The 22,568-nt window shown below is 43.4% G+C and carries 18 protein-coding genes; 4 read left to right on the top strand and 14 right to left on the bottom strand.

What is annotated here, in order from left to right:
- Positions 1-338 precede the first annotated feature (338 nt).
- The 11 genes from BLCOC_RS09395 to BLCOC_RS09345 form a co-directional block, all read right to left on the bottom strand.
- Positions 339-1,550: an aspartate kinase gene (locus tag BLCOC_RS09395; RefSeq protein WP_115625118.1), complete on the bottom strand. Its 1,212-nt coding sequence runs from the start codon at positions 1,548-1,550 to the stop codon at positions 339-341.
- A gap of 169 nt (positions 1,551-1,719) precedes the next feature.
- Complete coding sequence (locus tag BLCOC_RS09390) at positions 1,720-2,043, bottom strand: hypothetical protein (RefSeq protein WP_018596220.1); 324 nt, start codon at positions 2,041-2,043, stop codon at positions 1,720-1,722.
- A gap of 2 nt (positions 2,044-2,045) precedes the next feature.
- Positions 2,046-2,255 (bottom strand): helix-turn-helix transcriptional regulator, encoded by a 210-nt coding sequence (locus BLCOC_RS09385; RefSeq protein WP_018596219.1) that lies wholly within the window; start codon positions 2,253-2,255, stop codon positions 2,046-2,048.
- A gap of 221 nt (positions 2,256-2,476) precedes the next feature.
- On the bottom strand, positions 2,477-3,517 hold the full coding sequence (locus BLCOC_RS09380; RefSeq protein ID WP_029469729.1) for a uroporphyrinogen decarboxylase family protein: 1,041 nt from the start codon (positions 3,515-3,517) through the stop codon (positions 2,477-2,479).
- Positions 3,514-5,298 carry an alpha-amylase family glycosyl hydrolase gene (locus BLCOC_RS09375; RefSeq protein ID WP_029469730.1) on the bottom strand — a complete coding sequence of 595 codons (1,785 nt, stop codon included), beginning with the start codon at positions 5,296-5,298 and terminating at the stop codon, positions 3,514-3,516. Before BLCOC_RS09375 ends, BLCOC_RS09380 begins: the two co-directional genes overlap by 4 nt.
- 35 nt (positions 5,299-5,333) lie before the next feature.
- Positions 5,334-6,167: a carbohydrate ABC transporter permease gene (locus BLCOC_RS09370; protein WP_018596216.1), complete on the bottom strand. Its 834-nt coding sequence runs from the start codon at positions 6,165-6,167 to the stop codon at positions 5,334-5,336.
- A 13-nt stretch (positions 6,168-6,180) separates the two neighbouring features.
- On the bottom strand, positions 6,181-7,050 hold the full coding sequence (locus BLCOC_RS09365) for a carbohydrate ABC transporter permease (protein ID WP_029469731.1): 870 nt from the start codon (positions 7,048-7,050) through the stop codon (positions 6,181-6,183).
- 16 nt (positions 7,051-7,066) lie between these two features.
- On the bottom strand, positions 7,067-8,443 hold the full coding sequence (locus BLCOC_RS09360; RefSeq protein ID WP_029469732.1) for an ABC transporter substrate-binding protein: 1,377 nt from the start codon (positions 8,441-8,443) through the stop codon (positions 7,067-7,069).
- A gap of 202 nt (positions 8,444-8,645) precedes the next feature.
- A complete protein-coding gene (locus BLCOC_RS09355; RefSeq protein WP_115625117.1) occupies positions 8,646-10,481 on the bottom strand; it encodes a sensor histidine kinase in 1,836 nt (611 codons plus the stop codon).
- Positions 10,468-11,727 carry a response regulator transcription factor gene (locus BLCOC_RS09350; RefSeq protein WP_115625116.1) on the bottom strand — a complete coding sequence of 420 codons (1,260 nt, stop codon included), beginning with the start codon at positions 11,725-11,727 and terminating at the stop codon, positions 10,468-10,470. The genes BLCOC_RS09355 and BLCOC_RS09350 overlap by 14 nt, the downstream gene beginning before the upstream one ends.
- A gap of 271 nt (positions 11,728-11,998) precedes the next feature.
- On the bottom strand, positions 11,999-12,943 hold the full coding sequence (locus tag BLCOC_RS09345) for a hypothetical protein (protein WP_115625115.1): 945 nt from the start codon (positions 12,941-12,943) through the stop codon (positions 11,999-12,001).
- Between the two features lie 1,276 nt (positions 12,944-14,219).
- Between BLCOC_RS09345 and BLCOC_RS09340 the strand changes: the two genes are divergently transcribed.
- Positions 14,220-15,563, top strand: a complete 1,344-nt coding sequence (locus tag BLCOC_RS09340; RefSeq protein WP_242999069.1) for an MATE family efflux transporter — start codon at positions 14,220-14,222, stop codon at positions 15,561-15,563.
- Positions 15,564-15,790: 227 nt separating this feature from the next.
- On the opposite strand, the gene BLCOC_RS09335 is transcribed toward BLCOC_RS09340, so the two are convergent.
- On the bottom strand, positions 15,791-16,378 hold the full coding sequence (locus BLCOC_RS09335; RefSeq protein ID WP_115625114.1) for a GNAT family N-acetyltransferase: 588 nt from the start codon (positions 16,376-16,378) through the stop codon (positions 15,791-15,793).
- A gap of 355 nt (positions 16,379-16,733) precedes the next feature.
- Here BLCOC_RS09335 and BLCOC_RS09330 point away from each other — a divergent pair, with 355 nt between their 5' ends.
- Positions 16,734-18,020 carry an IS110 family RNA-guided transposase gene (locus BLCOC_RS09330; RefSeq protein WP_040198432.1) on the top strand — a complete coding sequence of 429 codons (1,287 nt, stop codon included), beginning with the start codon at positions 16,734-16,736 and terminating at the stop codon, positions 18,018-18,020.
- Positions 18,021-18,611: 591 nt separating this feature from the next.
- The gene (locus BLCOC_RS09325; protein ID WP_115625113.1) at positions 18,612-19,085 is read left to right on the top strand and encodes a GNAT family N-acetyltransferase; all 474 of its coding nucleotides are present in this window, start codon (positions 18,612-18,614) and stop codon (positions 19,083-19,085) included.
- A 133-nt stretch (positions 19,086-19,218) separates the two neighbouring features.
- Here the strand turns inward: BLCOC_RS09325 and BLCOC_RS09320 are convergent, their stop codons facing one another.
- On the bottom strand, positions 19,219-19,866 hold the full coding sequence (locus BLCOC_RS09320) for an HDIG domain-containing metalloprotein (protein ID WP_115625112.1): 648 nt from the start codon (positions 19,864-19,866) through the stop codon (positions 19,219-19,221).
- A 302-nt stretch (positions 19,867-20,168) separates the two neighbouring features.
- On the opposite strand from BLCOC_RS09320, the gene BLCOC_RS09315 reads away from it, so the two are divergent.
- On the top strand, positions 20,169-21,602 hold the full coding sequence (locus tag BLCOC_RS09315; RefSeq protein WP_115625111.1) for a S1C family serine protease: 1,434 nt from the start codon (positions 20,169-20,171) through the stop codon (positions 21,600-21,602).
- Between the two features lie 93 nt (positions 21,603-21,695).
- Here BLCOC_RS09315 and BLCOC_RS09310 read toward each other — a convergent pair whose 3' ends face one another.
- Positions 21,696-22,565 (bottom strand): ABC transporter ATP-binding protein, encoded by an 870-nt coding sequence (locus tag BLCOC_RS09310; RefSeq protein WP_026255572.1) that lies wholly within the window; start codon positions 22,563-22,565, stop codon positions 21,696-21,698.
- Positions 22,566-22,568: the final 3 nt, after the last annotated feature.

The following is a 22,568-nucleotide window of genomic DNA, read 5'->3' as shown; positions in this document are numbered from 1 at the left end:
GGCCGGCCCTGCGCGTTATGTGCCAAGGAACAGCCGCACCGCTCTACAGAAATAGTTTGATTCTTCAACTACTTGGTTCTCAAACTTCTTACTTTTTTGCAATATTTTATAAATTGATCAGAATATTATATTTTTTTTACTTATTTCTTCTAATTTTAACACAGAGAGTCTAAATGCGCAATCTTTTTGAAAAACCCCCAGATACTGAAAACACCTAAAAAAAGTATCTGGTATCGTAATGATCGACCCGGCTGAAAATGCAGACAAAACTTAAAAACCAGCCGGAGAAACCTCCGGCTGGCTGGTCATATTGTATTATGTATTTTTCACAATTCTTTTTAATCCCACTCTGACGCAAACCTGTCATGCACCGCTCTCATAGCCATCTCTGCTTCTGCTTCCTTTATCACCGCTGTAATACGGATCTCAGAAGTTGTCACCATATCTGTATTGATCCCCGCGTTTGACAGCGCCTCGAACATCTTTGCAGCCACACCGGGATTGGAGCTTACCCCTGCGCCTACCACGGAAATTTTAGCCACATCTTCTTCACAGCTTACATTGGCATTACCGATCACATCACTGTATTTTTTCAGAAGTTCCAGAGTCATCATCATATCAGGCCTTGCCACGGTGAACGTCAATGTTTTTGTACCGTCTTTTTCCAGAGATTGGATCATGACATCAATATTTACCCCATTTTTTGCCATGAGATTCAGAAGTCTGAATGTACTCTCCGGGTTATCTTTCATACCGGAAACTGCGATCTTCGCTATATTTTTATCGACAGCCACACCGCTTATCAGCATTTTTTCCATCTTTGTCGTCTCCTTTACCACTGTTCCTTCTTCTTCACTCATGCTGGACTTTACCACCAGATTTACATTGTACCGCCTTGCCATCTCCACACAGCGGCTGTGCAGCACTTTTGCTCCCAGGGAAGCAAACTCCAGCATTTCCTCATAGGTCACCTCAGGCATCTTCCTGGCATCCGGAACAATACGGGGATCAGCCGTATATACGCCGTCCACATCCGTATAAATCTCACATAAATCCGCATTCAGCGCAGCCGCCAGCGCCACCGCTGTGGTGTCGGAACCGCCTCTGCCCAGAGTTGTCACATCGTCATATTTGTTCACGCCCTGGAAACCAGTGACAACAACGATCTTGTTAGAATCCAGCTCCTTGGTGATCCTCTCGGAATCAATCCTCTTTAACTTTGCGTTCTGGTACGCAGAGGTTGTGTGCATAGGCACCTGCCACGCATTCAGGGAAATGGCTGTCACTCCCATCTGGATCATGGTCATGGCCATAAGGGATACGGACACCTGTTCTCCTGTCGCCAAAAGCATATCCATCTCCCGTCTGGACGGCATACTGCTGATCTCCCCTGCCTGGGCAAGCAGGCGGTCCGTAGTCTTTCCCATTGCGGAGAGCACTACTACCACCTGGTTGCCCTCTCTCCATTTTTTAATACAGCGCTCTGCCACATTTCTGATCTTATCCAGATCAGCCACAGAACTGCCGCCGAATTTCATTACTACAAGCATGATGTTCTCCTATTCCTTTTGTACCTTAAATGCTGTCATCCGTACAGATATAAACCCTATCCGCCGGAAGAAAATTCTATCTCATTATAACACTATCCCTGCGTATCCGCGACAATATATTTTTCGGATGCCGCCGCAAAATAAACTGTGTTTTCATAGCAGGTCGTCCTTATAGCTGCCTGTCAAAATACTGCAGTGCAGATAATTCTAAGATATTGCGAAACGCAATAAATAGTATGGCATAAATACTGACACGGTTCAAACTAAAAGTCAGCTGCACATCAAGATGTGTTACAACTGCATCCACAACGATCAAAAACACGATCAATAGATAGTTTGAGAAGTTGGCCGCCCTGTTTGCTTTGTTCTGAACAGCCTCCCAGCGCTCATCACCTCTGTATTCTATCTGCTTTTTGGCCTTCCAAAAGTAAAGAAACAGCGTTGCTGCAGTGCCAATAATAAGGAAAAACAAAATAACAGCCTGCTCATCCATACTCACTCCCCCTTGTCTCCCTTATACTCAAAAACTTCATTGATGGGTACCTGAAAAACTTCTGCGATTTTGAAAGCCAGTTCCAGAGAAGGCGTATATTTATATTTCTCGATGGATATAACCGCCTGACGTGATATCCCCACTTTGTCTGCCAAATCAGCCTGGGTCCAGTCCCGTTCTGCTCTCAAAACCTTGATGCGATTCTTTATCAAGGTATTAACCTCCTTACAATATGTAACCTGTTGGTTACATTCCAATTGTAATTGGTTGATTACATTTTGTCAAGTATATAAAACATACAAAACGTCGAAATCAATGCCATAATTACTGAGAGACTCAGGTAAATCGTTTCTTAAATAAATGTGAACGCAAAAAAAAGGATACCACTCCCATAACAGGATGATATCCTTTTTCCCGGTACCAGCAAGAAGGGCTATCTAAATTTTACGCTGTCGATCAATGCCTGAATATTCTCTTTCGGAGTATCTCCTCCCAGAGCGCAGCCCGGTCCCAGTATAAACCCTGTAGTAGACTTTCCACCAACGATCTGCAGGATCCGCTCTGCTGCCTCCTTCACTTCCTGCTGTGTGCCGTTTGAAAGTAATACAGGATTTACCTGGCCAAGCAGAGCGCAGTTTTCTTTTGCCGCCCGGACTGCTGTCTTTAAATCTGTTTTCTGGTCAATTTCCAATACATCCGCACCCAGATTACACATCTGATCTATGATCTTTGTTGCATTGCCGCAGATATGAAGGGAAATCAGGCCTCCTTTTCTGTGCACTGCCTCTATCACCTTTTTTTCATAAGGAACGGCAAAGGTCTCATACATTGCCGGCGAGATCACATCCGGCCCTGCTGTGCTGTCGCCCATGGATGTCATGGGGACGCCCAGTTGAAGCAGTTTTTCATGGTATGCGATACATGCTGAGGTACAGAACTCAAGCAGTCTGTGAACATCCTCCTCCGCCTCTTCGTCCATCAGATCCTCCAGCAGCCGGTCCATGCCATAGAGCTGGGATGCCAGGCTGAACGGTCCCTGGTCTCCCCGTCCGATCAGGAATACCTCCCTGCCGAAATGCTGCACCAGCCTCTCCACAGTCAAAATCTGGGCTTTTAAAAGAGGACTTTCCCAGAAATCCGCCGGCATCTTAAGATTCCTGATATCTTCCAACTGTTTGACCGCAGTGGTATGTGCCACCGGAGCGCCTTTTTTCCTGTAGATCACACCACAGCCAAGGGCCTGAGCCAGCGCCGCCGTTCCATTTTCAATCAGGAGCATATCGTGTCCGAATTCTTCCCACATATTTATCTGCATTTCGGCCATGGCACTGTCATCCAGCACAAACGCTCCGAAATCCATTCCCGACTCCTCTGCGCACATAAGAAAATTATGCAGGTCTGTGGGCATTCTGTCCACATCTCTGAATTGAATGGCAGCCAGACACCGTTCGTATGAATTCATATATTCTTTCATATGGATGCCTCCTGTCCGTTCTGTATCTCCTTGATCTTTAATACCAGAAGACCGCCCCGGCTGGTCTTATCTCTCTTGATGAGCCATTTACGGCGGGACAGGTGTTTTCCGCTCCAAACCACTTCTCCCATCTCTTCCGGCGTCTCTCCGAACAGGACAGATACCTGATAACTGTTTTCCGGTTGAAGTACCTCTGATAGATCCGGCTTTATCCAAACATTCTTTTCTTCATCAGGATTGGCTGCGATCAAAAGAACCTCTTCTTTTTCCCTGTAAATGTACGGAACGGGAAGTATCTCATCTGCCTCATAATCCAAGGGGCAGAAACGTTCTGTCTCTTCTCCCATTCTTCCCGGCCGTATGAGATGGGGATGCGCTCTGCGGATTTTTATGATACGCTTCATATCCTCCAGCATTTCCGCTTTTTCCGGGTTTTTCAGTTGCTCCCAATCAATCCAGCTGCCATACAGCCAACGCCCTTTTCCCGGTTCTCCCTCCCCGTATAGGCCGGGGGTAAGCTGAGGCAGAGGACGGTAGTCCGCATCGAATTCCTCCCCTGCCATAAACACAGGGATTCCCGGAGCCAGAAGCGTTGTGTATCCGGCCAGGTAACGGCTTCCCTGTGCAGTATATGGATTTTCTTTCTCAGGAAATCCAACCCAGCCATTGTCATGACAACTCAGTTGGATGGATATATACTGGCCATCCTGGACCCTGAATGGAAACTCTACGTTCAGCCCGTTTTTGATCCTGGTATATTCCACCGTATAGTCCACTTCCAAAACATCTTCCCGGCTGCTGTTCCAGACCTGCCCAGCCTTATCCGTCACCTGAATGTTCTTAATCCTTTTATCCTCATGGATATTCTCAACACGAATCCTGCCCATCTGAATGCGATAAGCTGCACGGCCATCTGCACACACAATTTCCTTTTTCACGTCTCCTTCAAAAATCACTTCCGGTACTTTGTCCTTTCCAAACCACGAACTGTCCCTGCTGTCCTGGATGGTTCCGTCTTCGTAAAATATCTTCACATTATACCGCTCATTTGCTCTTATCTGCCTGTCTCTGCAGTAGCCGGCCGGATCACAGAGCATTCTGAAGGAACGGTTCAGGCCATGGTTGTGGCCTACAGCCTCACCATGCTGTAAGATATCTGTCACGCCGCAGATGGCAGGTCCTGTCTCGGCAATGATCAGGATCTTCTTTCCCATATCGGCTGCTTTTCTGCGGATCAGTGACCATAGATCATTGCGATAATGTGCAACATCCAGCCGATATCCGTCGATTCCAAATTCCTTTATGTACCATAGCCATGTATCCACCCACCATGCATCCATATCCGCGTGTCCGCCATACCAGTCAAAATCGCGCATCCCCCAGGAGCCTCCCAGAAACCAATCCGGATGTTCTTTTACAATTGGGCTGTCCTCCATAACGCCATGGGTTATTACGTCCAGAAAAATTTTGATGCCACGGCTATGGGCCTTCTCTATTAAATGCCTGAATTCCGCTTCTGTCCCCAGCCCCGGATCTATACAATCCGGACGGATACACGCGTATTCTGTCCAGATATTATAGAAGTGACTTTTGTCACAGAGCTGATGTCCGGTAAGCCACACAGCATTGATCCCCAGTTCTTCCAGATACGGAAGTCTCTCTTCCATAGAAGCAAATGTACCTGACTCCGGACCGTTCGGTGAAGTAAAACTTTTTGTCGCAATTTCGTAAATAATAAGCCGTTCCAGATAATCCGGCGCATCTATGATCTGATAGTCCATAACATTTCCCTTTCTTTTATATTAAAACATGTCTCTCATCCCTTGACGGAGCCTGCGACCATACTCTCTGCAATCTGCTCCTGCAGGATCACATAGACGATCACTGTAGGCAGGATACACATTACAAGCGCCGCAAACATTGATGAATAGTTGAAGCTGAATGTCGATGTAAAATACTTGATAGTCAGCGGCAGTGTTCTGTTCTTTTCACTGGAGGTGAGAAGCATGGCGTACATGAACTCATTCCATGAGAAAATAAAGGTAAGGATGGCAGAACTTGCCATAGCCGATTTACTGAGCGGCAGCATGATCTTGGTAAAGGTTTTCAAAAACCCGGCGCCATCCATATAGGCTGCCTCTTCCAGCTCCTTTGGCACTGACAGGAAAAAATTTTTCATAAGAAACAGACTGAGCGCCATTCCAAATCCAGTATAGATAAGAATAAGCCCCGCCTTCGTGTCGTACAGTCCCAGCTTATTGATCACAAAATAAACCGGCTGTACCATGGCATTGGATGGAATCAGCATGGAAGAGATCAGCACCATAAAGATCACCTTCTTCCCTTTAAATTCTGTTCTTGCCAGCACATACCCTGCCATAGAGTAAAGCACTACAGCCAGAACTGTGCTGATCCCGGCCACAAATAAAGAGGTGAAAAACCGTGAGATAATGTCCACCTTCTCCAATGCGATCCTGTAACCATCCGTATAAAATGAAGTCGGCAGAGAAAAGCTGGAAGAAAGGATCTGACTGTTTGTCTTAAAGGAAGACAACAAAACCCATAAAAAAGGAAACAGCGAGATTAGGATCACAATCCCCATAATAACGTAATCAAATATCCGCTGTCCTGTCTGTTTTTTACCTTTCATACTTCTCCACCTCTCAATCTGCACTGTCCATACGAAACAATTTATTACAGAGCAACATAACAACAATCCCCAGGACCAGTAAAAGAATTCCAAGTGTATTAGCATAACCATACTGATTACTCTGAATGATCTTGTTCACCATCATGACAGAAATCGTCATACTGGAATCCCCCGGACCTCCATTTGTAGTCATATAAATAGACTCAAATTCTTTGAACACAGATGTGACCGCCACGATCGCACCTGTTCCGATCGCTCGTCTAAGCAGAGGAAGGTATATATACCAATCCACCTGTTTTGCTGTTGCTCCGTCAATCCTGGCGGCGTCCTCTATTTCCGAAGAAATAGAGCTGAGTTCCGCCAAAACGATCAACGTGATAACCGCAGCATACCAAAGCCAGATATTTGTGACACTTAAAAATGCTGTTTGAGAATCCACCAGCCAGTTTCTGGTCAAATGTTCTAATCCTACACTTTTTAACAGCATATTCAGGATTCCCATATCCGGCTTATAGATAAATACAAACATCAGCGCCAGCGCAGATCTTGAAATAATATTAGGAAGCATGAATACCGACCTGGTAAATCTCCAGCCTCTCCTCTTTCTTTTTAAGACGAGCGCCACTAATACACCGAAAGGAACATGCACAGCCACAGCCAAAAATGCCCAGAACAGAGTATGCCAAAGAGATGCATGAAACACGGAATCCCTGAAAATCTTTACATAGTTTTCCAGACCGATAAAACGCATACTCTGCATTCCGTCCCATTTGGTAAAACTGGACACCAGAGCCAGAATCATAGGCCCAAGATAGACCAGAGCAAACATTACCAGTGTAGGAGCCAAAAAAATAACGATCCAGACTTTATTTTTCTGTTTCATCTCAATCACCCGCTGTCTATTCTATATCCTGTTTATACTGTGCAGCACCTTCATTCATCATCTGGATAAACTCTTCCACAGTAATGCTGCCTGATACCAGATTTGGAATTTCCCTTCCAAATACATCATTCTGGGAAACAGGGTCCCATTTTGTCTGATAGCTTGGCAGAACAATACTCACATCGGAGGAGGCATCTACACAATTTTTCATAGGAGGAATCATCTTATCATATTCGTCCTGTGGGAAATCCACTACAGAAGACAATTCCCCTGCCTCAACCGCTCTTTTGGAACTATATACTGGTTTTGTATAAAATTTCATAAATTCAACTGCACCGTCAATGACATCCTGGCCGTAATCCGTGGTAATACACCAGCTTGACTGCTCCATAGAACCAATCATTACATCCCCCGGGTACTTTGCATAGCCTACTTTATCCGCGAATCCCTCAGAGGCATAATCCGGGTCCGTTAGACTTGACATCATCCATGGACCGTTGGCTATCATTGCTGTATTTCCGCTAAAGAAATTATTTGCTGCCAGTGCATAAGTTCCGCCCACCGCATCAGATGTGGTGTAATCAAACTGTCTTTTTAGAACCTCCACTGCTTCCTTAAATTCCGGAGTATCAAAATTATCCGGGAACTGCTGTGCCATAAACTTCTGCCCTTCCTCTGTTCCTCCCAGATAAGCAGTGGCGAGAAGCATGGGACACCAGGCTGTCTCTGTGGTATGGAGGGACAATGCCGGTATTCCCGCTTCTTTTAACTGTTCACAAGCCTTCCAAAAATCCTCCCAGGTCTCAGGGAATGTCTCGATACCTGCCTGTTCAAACAGCTCTTTATTATAGTAAAATCCTGAGAGCTGAAGACCCGCACTTGGAATCAGATACATTTTACCGTCATCTCTTGTAAAGGCTTCGATTCCCTGAGGCATCAACTGCCCCTTCCATTCCTGATCCGCTTCCAGGTAAGGTGCCACATCCACCAATCTGCCATTTTCCACAAGCAAATCATAAAATGCTGGTTCCGGCCCAACCTGAATCAATGCCGGCAGAGAATTAGAAGCATTCAGCATTTTCAGTTTTGAACGATAGTCATCAGATGCTCCTGCAAGATATTCCACATCCATCTGATATTTTCCTTTGTACTCCTCATTAAAGTCTTCCACTACCTCTTTCATCTGAATGTCCATAGCGTCATTGGCGCCGGTTGTGATAATAATTGGAATTTTCACTTCCTCTTCACCTTCGCCTGATGTCTGACTTTCAGAAACAGAATCCTTACCTTCCCCGGTATCCTGAGTATTGTCTTTGCTGTTTCCTCCTCCGCATCCGGCCAGCATAAATGCTGCGGCCAAACTTAAAATCCTCATCATATTTTTCCTTTTCATTAACAGGAACCCCCTTTTCTTTTGATGACTGTATTATAGCAATCTTCGGCCTTCAATATATACAAAAAAATATATCTGTATTGTTGTTTTCTATACATTTTAATTTTATTTACCCATACAAAACAGAGTTCTACTGTCATTTTGTGTGTTTACCGCAAAAAAGGCGCAGAACAAACAGCACTTTGCCCTGCACCTCACTTATTTATTTTTCTAATTGTTTTGTATCTCCAAATATACTTTGGCATAACGGTTCATGGATGCAGTCAGACCCCTTTTCTATGGGAAGGCGAATCATGCAGACTGTCCCCGTCTCCTTTGTACTTTTATAAGAGATCCTGAATTTGTCTCCATACCGCAGGCAGAGTCTGCATACCACATTCGATATACCATATCCGCCTCTTTTCTGGGGAAACGTCTTTCTTATCTGCTCCATTCCCTGATACTGCATCTGATTAAGTTTTTCCAGAACTTCAGTCTCTATAACACTTCCATTATTTTTAACACACAGTTCTATAAAGCCTTCCATGCTCCTGGCCGTCACCTTTATTTTTCCGCCGTCATCCATATGGGCAAAGCCGTATTTAATGCTGTTTTCCACAACAGGCTGAAGAATGATCTTTGGGATCACCCCCTGTTGTACAGCCTCATCTGCTTCAATCTCATACTCAAACAGGTTCTCATTTCTAATCTGCTCTATGTCCAGATAGCACCTAACATGTTCCAGTTCCTTTCTCAGCGGCACATCATTTTCCCCTTTGCTGATACTGATACGCAGCATATTGGACAATGACTGGATCAGCCGTACCATTATCTCATCCCCATCCATCCTCGCCAGCATATGGATATTATCCAGTGTATTATAAAGAAAATGTGGGTTGATCTGATAGACAAGGGAATTGTATTCATTGATACGTATTTCTTCCTGTTCTTTTTTCACTTCCTCCATCAGACTTCCTATATGCTTGAGCATTTTATTATAAGAAACTGCCACTTGGTCCAGTTCTGTATTGGTACTGATCTGTATCTCCTGATTTAGACTCTCCCCATCAAAATTACTCATGATCCGGCTGATACCGGAAATCGCTTTTCTGAATGGATGTGATACAAATGCAGATATGACAATGCAGAGAATAACGGATACCATCATTGTCACTCCTAAACTTTTCAAAAAGCTAACAGCCGGAGCCTGAATTACGGATTTTGGAACCACTGAAAGAAAAATAAAATCCTGATCCTTATCCGTATTGACAAAACAAATCTGGCTGTCCGCAGCAAAGTGGACCACCTCATCTGCTTCCCGGGGCAGTTTTTCTTTTGCCTTACGCAAAATTTCTATGCTGATTTCTCCATCCTGTTCCACTCCCCCTGTCTGGCAGCATATTTCCCCCTCCATAGTAGCCATTGCATATACCGCAGGGGATTTCTGGTTCACATCAAAAAATATATTGTTATAGAAATCCTGGTTCAGTTTGATGATCAGAATTCCCGGACTTACATTTTGTTCCATATGCCGGATATTGCGGACTAGAAATATTCCTGAGTCCTTCTGTCCGTTTATCAGAACTGTACTGTACATAATTCTGGTCAGGGAATAATTATCAGCAAGTGCCCTGCTCAGCTCTGTGGACAGGATATCTTCCGGATTTACGTCTGTGATCACTTTATTTGCAAAGTATTCATTTCCTTTGTTGTCTAGAAATATCCCGTATTCCGCATATTGATTGTTAGAATACCAGAGACTTCTGTTTACATATGCTTTGTCCTGAGGCAGCAGTTCTTTCCTCTCCAGGGATTTCTGGATATAGGAATTGGTGATATAATTTCTGGTCAGTTCATCAAACCCCTGTACCATCATCTGATAATTTCCGATCATTTTGCTGTTGCTGTGGGAATAATTCTCCAGGTTTAAGTCCGTCACATTTCTGTTTATGGAACCGGCCAGGACCACCCCCATAATACCAAGGGGCAGAATGGCTGCCAGAATTGTAAAGATGACCAGCTTTTTGCGAATTCCGTAAAACCTTTTACTTTTCTTCATACATTTTCTTCCTGTACTCTGTTGGCAGACATCCCGCGTGTTTCTTAAACTGCTGCGTAAAATAGGAAGGATTGGGTATTCCAACTTTCTCACAGATTTCCGTTATGGAGTCATCCGTTGTCTTTAAGAGTTTCTTGGCCAATCTGATCCTCTCTTCCAGCAGATATTGTTTAAATGAGCGCTGCATACTCTGCCCAAAAAGCCGGCCAAAGTATACCGGATTTAAATGCACTTCTCTTGCCGCCATGCCTACACTTAAAAATTCATCATCCAGATGCTCCTGTACATAGCTGACAGCCTGACTGATGTAAGTTCTGGCATGACTGCGGATCTGGTCCAATTCTGTCATATCCCTCTTTTTACCGTCCGCCTGTTCGAGATTTTCCACTGCCTGTACATAGGCTTCCTTTAATCCCTTTATCCCTCTGCCTGTTCCTGATATGCCATATCGTAACTCTAAAGAAAACTTCTGTTTCAGCAGCTCCATCTCTCTTTCTAAGACTGGAAGTACCAGGTACTCTTCCCTAGAAGCTGATAAGATCATAATCCTGTAGCCGCTCTCATTCTGGAAATAAAAATACTGGTAAGCTTCCCCTAAATCATGTTCTAAAAATCCGGCGATTTCTTCCTGAGTCACTGACTGTCTGTTCTTCTCATCAAAGACTCTCACAAAGTCCATACAGACAGCCCGGTAAAAGAAAGCATCCCGATTTTTTCCACCAAAGCGTTCCAGCGCTTCCTGCAGTTCTTCCTCGTCTATCTGGTCTCCGCTGAATTTCCCCACCATATAATTCTCAAAAACTTTTTTGTTATTTTCTATGAAATGTTCATAGTCCTGAAGGATTCTGCTGCTCTTCCTTGTCTGCCGGATCGTCTTTGCAGCGCTTTGAACAGCCTCCTCCAGCTTACTGTCCTCTATGGGTTTCAAAAGATATGTAAACGCCCCAAGTTCACATGCTTTCTGCGCATATTCAAAATCCCGGTATGCGCTGATAACAATCCATAAGCATTTCTTTTCAGCCCGCCCGTTCACCTCCTGAATCAGGTCAAGACCAGTCATTTGCTTCATTCGGATATCTGTTATGACAATATCCGGCCGCTTTTCCAGAATTTCATCTACGGCCTTCCTGGGATTTCGTGATGTACCCACTACCACTGCCCCCATTTTATCCCAGGAATATGTAGTCTCCAGTCCCTTTAGGATGATCGCCTCATCATCCACCAAAAAAATTTTAATCTTCTCCATTTCTCCGCCCCGTAATTGTTAGAGTGTGTTTCATCATAAGTTTCAAACCCTCTGCAGAGGAATACACCTTGTGCAATGAATTAATTATACCCCGGAAAACGGAGTTTTGGTAGTCTCAATCTCTGTCCTATATTTTTCGTCTACCTGTTTTTGGCCTGCATCCGTGGGAATCACATGTAAACAGACAGTATGGTAAAAATATACCCCCTGTCAAAAGACAGAGGGCATATGAAAATGATATTTATTTTTTTCTGTACTTTAAAAAAAGAATTTATATCTTATTGGTAAATCTTTTATAATAGTGCTCTGCTCTGTCTTTATCCAGCAGAAAGTGCCTCTGCATTTTTTCTATGATAATATTTTTATCTGCATTCTCTTCTTCTTTTTCAGCAATAAATGCTTTTATCCCTTGTTCTAATCCTTTTTCTATCCCCTCTTTGACCCCTTCTTCATAACTTAGTTTTTTCTCATTTCTAATATGACGCTCTGCATTATATTCTGTCAATATCACATCCTTCACCTCTCCTCGCTGTTTCTTCAGGAAATCCGCAAGAATATCTTCCTCAATGCATTCTTCCACCGCCATGTCCACCGCACCTTCTAAATTCTCAGGATACCTTTCCAGATACAGCCGTACCTTTGACACAAAGAATGCATATTGCCACAGCAGACTGCAGTTTTCCATTAACTGCCGGTTATGTCCTGTATTGATGTTCAGGACCGTAGCCACACATTCCAGGCAATAGCTGTCCTGCTTCCTCTCAAATGCGTCACTGAGTCGGTACTCCCGGCGATCCGGTTCTTCCTGCAAACCATTGTAAAACACAATATACTGCGGCAACGGGATTTTTATACGACTTCCGGAATAAATATCAAGTTCTCTTTTTTCCACATATCCCTGATATACCCTTGCAAAATATATCAAGCCCCGCAGAGGCATATTGGGATTTCTGGTAGATTGGGCTTCATATAAATTCATCACACTGTCGATCAAAAAGGATAGGTCGTTCTTGACTCCCATATAAATAGCCCCTTCAATCGTGGTGATCTCCAATTGCTCAGGATTTTGATAATTGGAATGATTGATGGCATTATAAAGTTCCAGTGCAGCTTTTCTGTTTCCGAATATCATACGGAACAGACTATCCTTGTAATTTCTGTTTACCTGTTTCTTTCTGAGCGCTCTGCTTTTACTTTTTCTTCTGTTTCTGTTCATCCTGCCTCAACTTTCCGAAGCAGCTATAAGCCTCAGGAATCTGTAAATATTATATCAGAAATAAACCTGTACCACAACTTGCTGCTTCTATACTTTACTTATTTAACTGTTTTACTCTGAGAATTCCGGCAGATACTGCCGATTTGATGAAAATAGAAAAAAGATAACTGTTCAGTACCCTCACAGTTACAAAAAAGATTCTTTTAGAAAATCATTGATTACAGTATATCAGATATAAAACGCTGCTGCAATTATATAATAAAATTTACAATCCCCATATACAAAATCCGGCCGTATTTTAAAAGTCCCCCATTTCTTCTGGAAATAAGCAATTTCCAGCCCTTTGAGGCTGATGGCTTCATCATCCACCCTGCATAGAGAGATATCTCTGTGCGCAGAATTTATTTTAAAGTAAAAAGAACTGTATGAATATTAATAATCTCTTAAATCAAAATCCTTACATATTTGTATCACTAAAATACTGCCCACCTGTAGCACTATTCTTTTACAAATCATAAACTATATATAAAAAGGAAAAAAGAAATAATCATATGAATTTTTATGACTGTCCTTGTGGTTGTATAAAGCCTTGTGAATCCTATTCCTACGCACAATATGCCATACAAGCTAATCCACCGTCCAGATCTGACCTTCCAATGTTTGTACTGTTTCAGGAAGGTAAACGGATTTCTTTATCGGACACGAAAATATTTCTTGAACCGGGATATCTTTATCTTATAGATTTTATATTTCTGGCTACGCCGGAAACAGACAGTTTTATGCAGATCACTCCAAAAATCAATGGGGTCCTTAAACTGTTGTATTCCTTTTTTGCCCCCACTGGTTCCGCATCACGTAATACTTCAGCCTCCGGTAGTTTTACGGTTCCAGTAATGGGAGACAGCGCAAATGTTTCTTTTAATCTGACGTATCCGGATAAGGTTAAAAATATTGATATATCCGGCGCTGTGTCTGTGACTATGCTTCATAAGATTAAAAACTGCAGCACTGTCCGGCCGGATGTCTCCATACAAAATTCCTGAAAGCTCCCAAATCTGCCGCCGGCACAATAGGGCAAAGGAGTTTAAATGGACAAATGAGGTGCACTGCCTATCAAAAGCAGAAAAACACCCTGTACTCTGTCCGGCACCCGGACTTACTATTTTTATATTGTAAATATATGGACAATTTGATATACTTTATGAAATACCGGGTGAGCACCTACCGTATACAAGGCTATATCTTGTATACGGTTTTTGTTTTGGGGGAATGTTTGATGAGGAACAGAGAGAAAAGTAAAACAGAAAATACAGCAATCACATTGATCAGATTTTGTGTGCCTCTTATTTTAAGCAGTATACTGCAGCAGCTCTATAACTGGGTTGATGCATTTATCGTGGGAAATGTAGCGGGAGAAAAAGCTCTCGCGGCTATTGGTTCCACAGGTACCATTGTTGATTTATTTCTCAATGCTATTACGGGATTTACCCTTGGACTTTGTATTTTGTTTGCGCAAAAGTACGGCGCAGGCAAAAAAGCCCACATTACCAAAATACTTTCCGTGTTTTCTGTTATCCTAGGCGGTATTTTTTTGCTCATTTCACTGATCGGTATTGCCGGCGCGTATCCTCTGCTTCGTATCATGAATACAACACCGGATACGATTTATATGGCAAAAGATTATCTGCAGATAATACTGATCGGAATCCCTTTTCTTGCTGTATATAACGTCTATTCCTCAGCGCTTCGCGGAATCGGAAACAGCCGTGCACCTTTTGTGTCTGTTTTATTTTCATCTGTTGTAAATATAATACTGGACCTTGTTTTTGTAAGTGTCTGGCACTGGGGTGTTGTGGGCGCGGCAATTGCGACTGTGATATCACAGGCTTTTATGACAATATTTATCATTCTATATAGTATAAAGAAGCATTCCTGCCTGCGTTTTTCTGTAAAGAAGTGGGCACTGGATCACTCCGTTTTGAAAGAGGGGCTTCGTTTAGGAATCCCTCCTATGATCCAATCCAGCATCACATCACTGGGAGGGCTTATATTACAAAATTTCATGAACGGATTTGGAACACAGACAGTTGCAGCGATCACCACAGCATATCGGGTGGATACTATGGTGCTTCTGCCAATCGTTAATCTTGGTTCCGGAATCTCTACAATTGTGGCACAGAATTATGGCGCAGGAAGAAAAAAGCAGATTCCCAAAATCGTCTGCGTTGGCACTTCCATGATGTTTTGTATTTCCTTATTGTTGACGTGGCTGATCGTGGAGACCGGCGGATATCTGATCGCTATGTTTGGAGTAAGTCCGGAGGTAACAGAGATTGGAAAGAATTATTTTCAGACAATTGCCGTTTTCTATGCTGTTTTTGGCATTGCAGCATCGGTACGGGGCTACATAGAAGGAATCGGAGATATACTGTTTTCCAGCTTTGCAGGTATCATTTCCTTGATTTCACGGATCATATTTTCTTATGCTTTTGTTGGGATTTGCGGAAATATGATCATTGCATATGCCGAGGCGGGTTCCTGGGGTGTCTTATTAGTGCTTTACACCATACATATTCTAAGAAAGAAGTTCCTTTCAAAAAATATGGATCAGATAGTTTGACAGCCTTTAATAGGTGTGCCGGCCTCCCCATACGCGATGCTGTTCTTTGGTAAGAAGCTTCCGACTAATACTGCAAAAAACAGTTATCGAAAGTTCCTTACCCGGGTCTTATAGTGCTTTACTACATCATACATTCCCGATCAAAGCGGTTCAGACAGGTGTATCAGCATGTAGAGCAGTTTTGGGCACGGATTAAACTTACTCTCCCTGCCCAAAACTGCTTTCTGTTATCTTGTCAAATCCAAATATAATAAAAGCTGAACCTCCTCTGCCGCATCTTCGTCCCCATAATAGGCATACCGGTTGATAGCGCCTAAATGAGCACCCTGTCGGAAATAAAAATCCACTGCCGGAACATTGTTATTCTGACATTCAATTTTGAGCTGGTTAAGTCCCAGTTCTATGGCTTTTGTTTTTACCATACAAAACAGTTTTCCGCCCACACCGCGTCTTTTATAGGAAGAATCCACACGGATATCCCACAGAACCCCCAGATCTTCCCGGCCCTCCAACATATGAAGCTCCGCAGAATGGCTGCACAACACTGCCCCTCCCACTGGCTTCTCCCCATCAAAGGCCATGAAAAAATGCCAATTTGACAGATCAAACTGCTGATTCCACCTTTTAAAATTGGCATCACCGGAAAAATCTTTTACATATGGCACTGTATCTCTTTTTTGAAACGTGATGCCGCTCAAATCTTTTATTTCCACTTCATATATTTCCTTGACAGGAACCTTCATTTCAACTTCATCATAAATGCAGGCATCTGTTTTCCTTAATTCTGTATATTGAATTTCTCGACTTTGTTCCATATGATCCTCCTATTGCAGTCCTTCTGTACCTAATCACCTTTGGTGATGAGCTTTCTGCTTGTCCGCCAACATTTTCCTTTGGTCAGCGCAGTAACTGCGCAGGCCTACAGAATAGTCATCATATATTTTAACATAAAACCGCCGTGTTTTACAGCATAGCTGTCAATTATCATCTACTTCTGGACAAGTGACAAACCGGCTGATACAATGATTTTATATGAAAAGGAGCTTCCTGTATAATTCAAATATAGGGAATTCCAAGAAAGAAGGTTGAGAAAAAAATACCTCAGTGTAAAATAAGATTACTGACTTTGGCGGTTAGTATAAAATCTTATTAAACAGAGAGGTATCTAAAATGAATTGTAACACACAGAACACAAAAATTGCATCCATAACTGAAAAAACTTTGATCGTTGGTATTGATGTCGGAAGCGAAACGCACTATGCGAGAGCATTTGACTGGAGAAATTTCGAGTTTACCAGAAAACCTTTGATTTTCAGCAATACACAAGCAGGGTTCCTTACATTTAAGGCATGGATCGAGGAAATACAAGAAAAGAATGGTAAAACCGCTGTAATTCCCGGAATGGAGCCAACAGGACACTATTGGTTCGCTTTAGGAAAGTTCCTGCAGGACAACGGAATGAAACCTGTGCATGTAAATCCCCATCATGTCAAGAAATCCAAGGAACTGGATGATAACAATCCTAATAAAAATGACCGCAAAGATCCAAAGACGATTGCCGCACTGGTGAATGAGGGACGTTTTTCCTACCCTTATATACCAACCGGGATTTATGCAGAGATGAGAAGCTTATCCAATCTACGCTTCCAGACACAGGAGGAAGTTACCCGGATCAAGAACCGCATTGCCAGATGGTTTGCCATTTACTTTCCTGAATACAAAGACGTTTATAGGGATTTAAAGGCAGTCAGCGGGCGGATGATACTGAAGGCAGCGCCGCTGCCGGAGGACATCGGGAAGTTGGGCGTGGAAGGTGTAAACCAGATCTGGAGAGACGCAAAGCTGAGAGGGGCTGGAATGAAGAGGGCAAAGACCCTGGTATCAGCTGCAGAGCACAGCGTAGGCAGTAAGGAAGCACCGGAGGCAGCGAGAATGGAACTGAAAAATCTGCTGGACGACATGGATGTATATACATCAAGACTGGAAGAACTGGTGCAAAAGATAGAAGGTAAGCTGAAAGAAATACCATATATAGATAAGCTGCTGGAGATCAAAGGGATCGGTATGGTGACAGTAAGTGGATTTATTGCAGAGGTGGGCGACATTAGACGTTTTGACAACCCCAAACAGCTGCAAAAGCTTGCAGGCTATGCGATCGTGGCGAACGATTCAGGCAAGCATAATGGAGAGAGCCGTATCAGCTACCGAGGAAGAAAACGACTGAGATATGTACTGTATGAAGCGGCGATATCACTAGTCGGAAAGAATGCGGAATTTCGAGAGATCCATGAATACTATCGGACGAGAAAAGAGAATCCGCTGAAAAAGATGCAGTCAGTAGTGGCAGTGGCATGTAAGGTGATCAGGGTGTTTTATACGATCCTGACAAAAGGAGTCGATTATGACGCTGCAAGGCTGCTGGGTGATATCAAGCATCCGCAGATGCAGACAGCATAACGAAACCAAACGATCCAAGTACTAAAAGCACTGCTCTGTCATGGTTGGATTGAACTTTCAAAGAGGATTGAAAGCTGAATCCAGCTATGACAGAAAAGCTGGAAATATCAGGGATGGACCGGAAAAACGTCCACCGAAAGGTGCCGGTACAGGAAGGATATTAACAGGTCAGTAAGACTTAAAATAAAGAATGAGCCAGTAGTCGGCAGAAATAAATACCATAGGGCAAGACCCTGCAAAGGAGCTAAGCTGACACCCTGGATATGGGCAGGCAGAACGAAGGAAGTTAGGACTCACACCGACAGGTGGGATGATCCTGGTAGACACGGGAGGTAAGCTGCCATAGATGGAGGGGCATACACAAGGCCATATAAAGCGGAATAATGAGACGTTTTATTTTGTATGCCCAAAATCAGCTATTTTCGTACCAGATACACAGAAATACCCATCTTCACGGCTCATTCATCTGAGATATGTAACTAAAAATTCCTTGAAAAATAAGGAAAAAACACTTGACTATATAGGGAGGAATCCGTATGTGTGGAAGTAAGAATGTTTTCTAGATGATCGCTTATAAAAACGGAGGTATTTATGGAATATATTATCAGAGAGATGTACCCACAGGAATATCCGCTCCTTGCAAAATTTTTGTATGAGTCTATTTTCCAGCGGGAAGGGGAAGAACTGCTTCCCAGGACTATAATCAGCCAGCCTGATCTGCAGGTCTATATTCAGGATTTCGGTACCTTGAAAGATGATGCCTGTCTGTGCGCAGAGGCTGACGAACAGGTGGTTGGCGCAGTCTGGGTAAGGAATATCCATGGCTACGGAGATTTGGATGACGAGACACCTGAATTTGCCATATCCCTTTTCAAAGAGTATAGGGGATGCGGCATCGGTACAGAACTTATGAAACAGATGCTTGAATTATTAAGAAACAAGGGATATAAAAGAGCTTCCCTGTCTGTACAAAAAGATAATTATGCGCTGCATATGTATCAAAAAGTCGGATTTAAGCCAGTCATTGACAAAGATGAAGAGTTCATTATGGAATACCGGTTCTGAGAGGCTGCATTTTAGAGGCTGCACACGATCTCCCGTGTGCAGCCTGCTGCGTATCCGCAAAACTTGATCACTCTCTTTACTCTGCTGCCCTTTAGGGTCAGGACGTTTCATTCCTGCTTTCGCCATGATAGTATTACCTCCTGGTTTTATTATTTGCAGAAAAAGAGTTACATGCCTGTAAAAAAATCCTGATATTATTTTCTTCCTCTTTTCTCCTGCTGCCCGCTCTCCCCAATCTATCACACAGTCCCAGCAGTGCCACCTCATTTATATCTGTATGTTGTTTCATTCCCTCAATATCTGCAAAACGAAGGCCGTTTACCACATACAAAATCTGCATATGATATCGGATCAACTGTGAAACCTCATCAATAAACGCCTGTTCCTTCGCAAACTGAGTGAGAAATTCACATGCCAGAACTGCGCCCGCTTTATCATGGTCATACGCTGTGATTTTTCCATTTCTGTTTCTTGTTTTTCTTGCTTTTCCAATGTCATGAAGCATAGCTGCCCACATAAAAGCTAAAGGATTTTTGCTCTTGTTTCTTACTCTTGCCGCCTCATTTACAACAAGAAGTGTATGATTCCATACGTTTCCTTCCGGATGATATTTAGGGGATTGCTCAACGCTTTTCAACTTATGCAGCATATCAAACGGATACTTCTGAAAATCCGGATCCTCATAGATTTCATTCAGATAACAGGATGGCTGTATATCTTTCACTAAATGATACTCCATATTCTGGTAGAGTTCCCATCGGCTTTTTTTCCTATCAGTCATGTATTTTCCACCTCTCAGTCAGTATTCCACTGGATCAAATCTTTATTCGTAACTATCCAGGCTCTTCAGGAGCGCAGGCAAAATTTCATGGGGAACCGCCATTGACAACGGAACTTTTGTCGAACTACTGCATCAATCACTGTCAAAAGCATTTCACCAAATTTACACACTTTCTCCTCAATTTTATCACAGAATCACGACAATTTCGCCACAATTATCCGATATGCTATAGACATAAACAAAGAGATACCAAATACAAACACACCAAATAAATAATAAATGCAAATTGAGGAGGAATTCTTATGTCAAACTATTACGATTTTAATTCAGATAACAACAACAATGAACTGTCCCATTACCCGGTCTTTTCTGAAGGCTCCGCATCATCTCCGGATCCTGACAAAAAGCCTTCCAAGCACAGCAAAAGCAAAAAGAAAAGCCTTGCAAAACGGATTGGTTCCCTGACTCTTAGTGCTGTTCTGTTCGGTTCTGTGGCGGCTGGTTCTTTTCAGGCAGTAAATCATATTTACACAGCCAATTCTTCATCAGCCTCTGCAAAATCAGCTTCCGGGAGCAGTGATTCAAAGGCAAGCCTTTTGAAAACAACAGCGGTTTCCCAAGGCTCAGGCAGCAATACAGGAAGTATGGACGTATCTTCTATTGCAGCGGCAGCCATGCCGTCCATTGTCTCCATAACCAATAAATCGGTCCAGGAGGTTCAGAATTATTTTAGTCAGTTTGGATACGGTGGTTATCCGCAGACTCAGGAAACAGAAAGCCAGGGTTCCGGTATCATCATAGGAAAAAATGACACAGAGCTTTTGATCGTGACAAACAATCACGTTGTGGAAGGCGCGGATACCCTTTCCGCATGTTTTATTGACAATAATGTACTGGAAGCAAAGGTAAAAGGAACTGACGCTGACAACGATTTAGCAGTTATCGCTGTTCCTCTGGACAGCATCTCCGATGAAACTATGTCAGCTATCGCGGTCGCCAATATCGGTGATTCTGACTCCCTGAAGGTAGGCGAGCAGGTTGTGGCTATCGGCAATGCACTGGGTTATGGTCAGTCCGTCACAACAGGTATCGTAAGTGCTGTGAACCGTACTCTCTCCGAAACTTCTTCAGCGGCTGATACAAACACAGACGACTCCAACGCTGCTACTTACATCCAGACAGACGCAGCTATCAACCCCGGAAACAGCGGAGGTGCACTACTCAATATGAATGGTGAAGTCATTGGGATCAACTCTGCAAAACTGGCATCCACAGCAGTGGAAGGCATGGGCTACGCAATTCCAATGTCAAGAGCATCTGATATTATAGAAAACCTGATGAACAAAACAACCCGTGAAAAAGTTGCTGAGGGTGACCAGGGAAGTCTGGGAATCAAGGGTGCAGATGTAACAAGTGAGGCTGAGGAAATATACGGTCTTCCAAAAGGTGTATATATCTCATCTGTCACCGCCGGAAGCGCAGCAGAAAAAGCCGGCATCACCTCCGGCAGTGTCCTGACAAAATTTGACGGTGAATCCATCACCGCAGCCAGTCAGCTCCAGAATCTGCTCCAGTATTACAAGACGGGCGAAACCGTGGATGTAACACTGCAGGTTCCCGGTCAGAACAACAGTTATGAAGAAAAAACTATCTCTGTCACTCTTGGTAACAGCACAGATTCGGGAAACAGCCAGAAAGATAATTCTCCATCTCCGGCGATGAATAATTTCCGCTGATGATATCGGCTCACGTCATAGAAAGCAAGCAGGCCGCGGTATCTATAAAACCGCGGCCTGTTTGCTTTTATATTCCCGGAACATCCGGTAAGTCTAAAAATTCGACACATATATATACGCGTCTTCCAACGTCACCTTTGCCTGACTGCACGGCACATCCGGTTTTACCGGGCTGATCACACGGACGGTCATGCCATCCTCCTGAATCTGTTTAGATGAAACATGGTATTTCTGTTCCAACAGGCGCACCTGCTGCTCCTCTTGTGTTTCGCAAATCCAGACATGACCTTCTGCCAATTTCAGCAGTTCTTTCACGGAACCGCTGTAAAGCATTTTTCCCTTTTTGAGCACAGTCAGCCGGCTGCAGGTTGCCGCCAAATCCTCTACCACATGTGTGGAAAATAAAACCGTTCTTCCCACCGCAAACTCCACCAGAAGATTTCTGATACGTATCCTCTCCTCCGGGTCAAGCCCAGTTGTCGGCTCATCCACAATAAGAAACTCCGGTTCATTTAAAAGTGCCTGGATCAGGCCAACTCTCCGCTTCATACCACCGGACAGATGTTTCATTTTCTTTTTCTGATGTTCCTCCAAACTGGTCATTTTCAGATAATGATCCACTCTTTGTCTGCATTCCCCTTTCGGTATACCGGACAGTTCCCCCAGATACTCCAGGCATTCCCGGACTGTCAGATTGGGGTACAGGGAAAGCTCCTGTGGCAGATATCCGATCTTTTTCTGTATGAAAGGATAATTGCTCTCCCGATACACCATATTATTTATCATAACATCCCCCGCCGATGGCTTTAACAACGTTGCCAGTACCCGCATAAGTGTTGTCTTTCCTGCCCCGTTCTCTCCTAAAAGACCATATACGCCGGATGGAATAGTAAATGAAATATCATCCAATACCTTTACATCCTTTTGAAATCTGACTGTAACATTATCTATCTTAACTGACATATC

It is taken from the genome of Blautia coccoides (genome assembly GCF_034355335.1).
Lineage (GTDB): Bacteria > Bacillota > Clostridia > Lachnospirales > Lachnospiraceae > Blautia > Blautia producta.
Note: the sequence above shows the minus strand (reverse complement) of the source record. Positions and strands in the feature narration are given on the sequence as shown.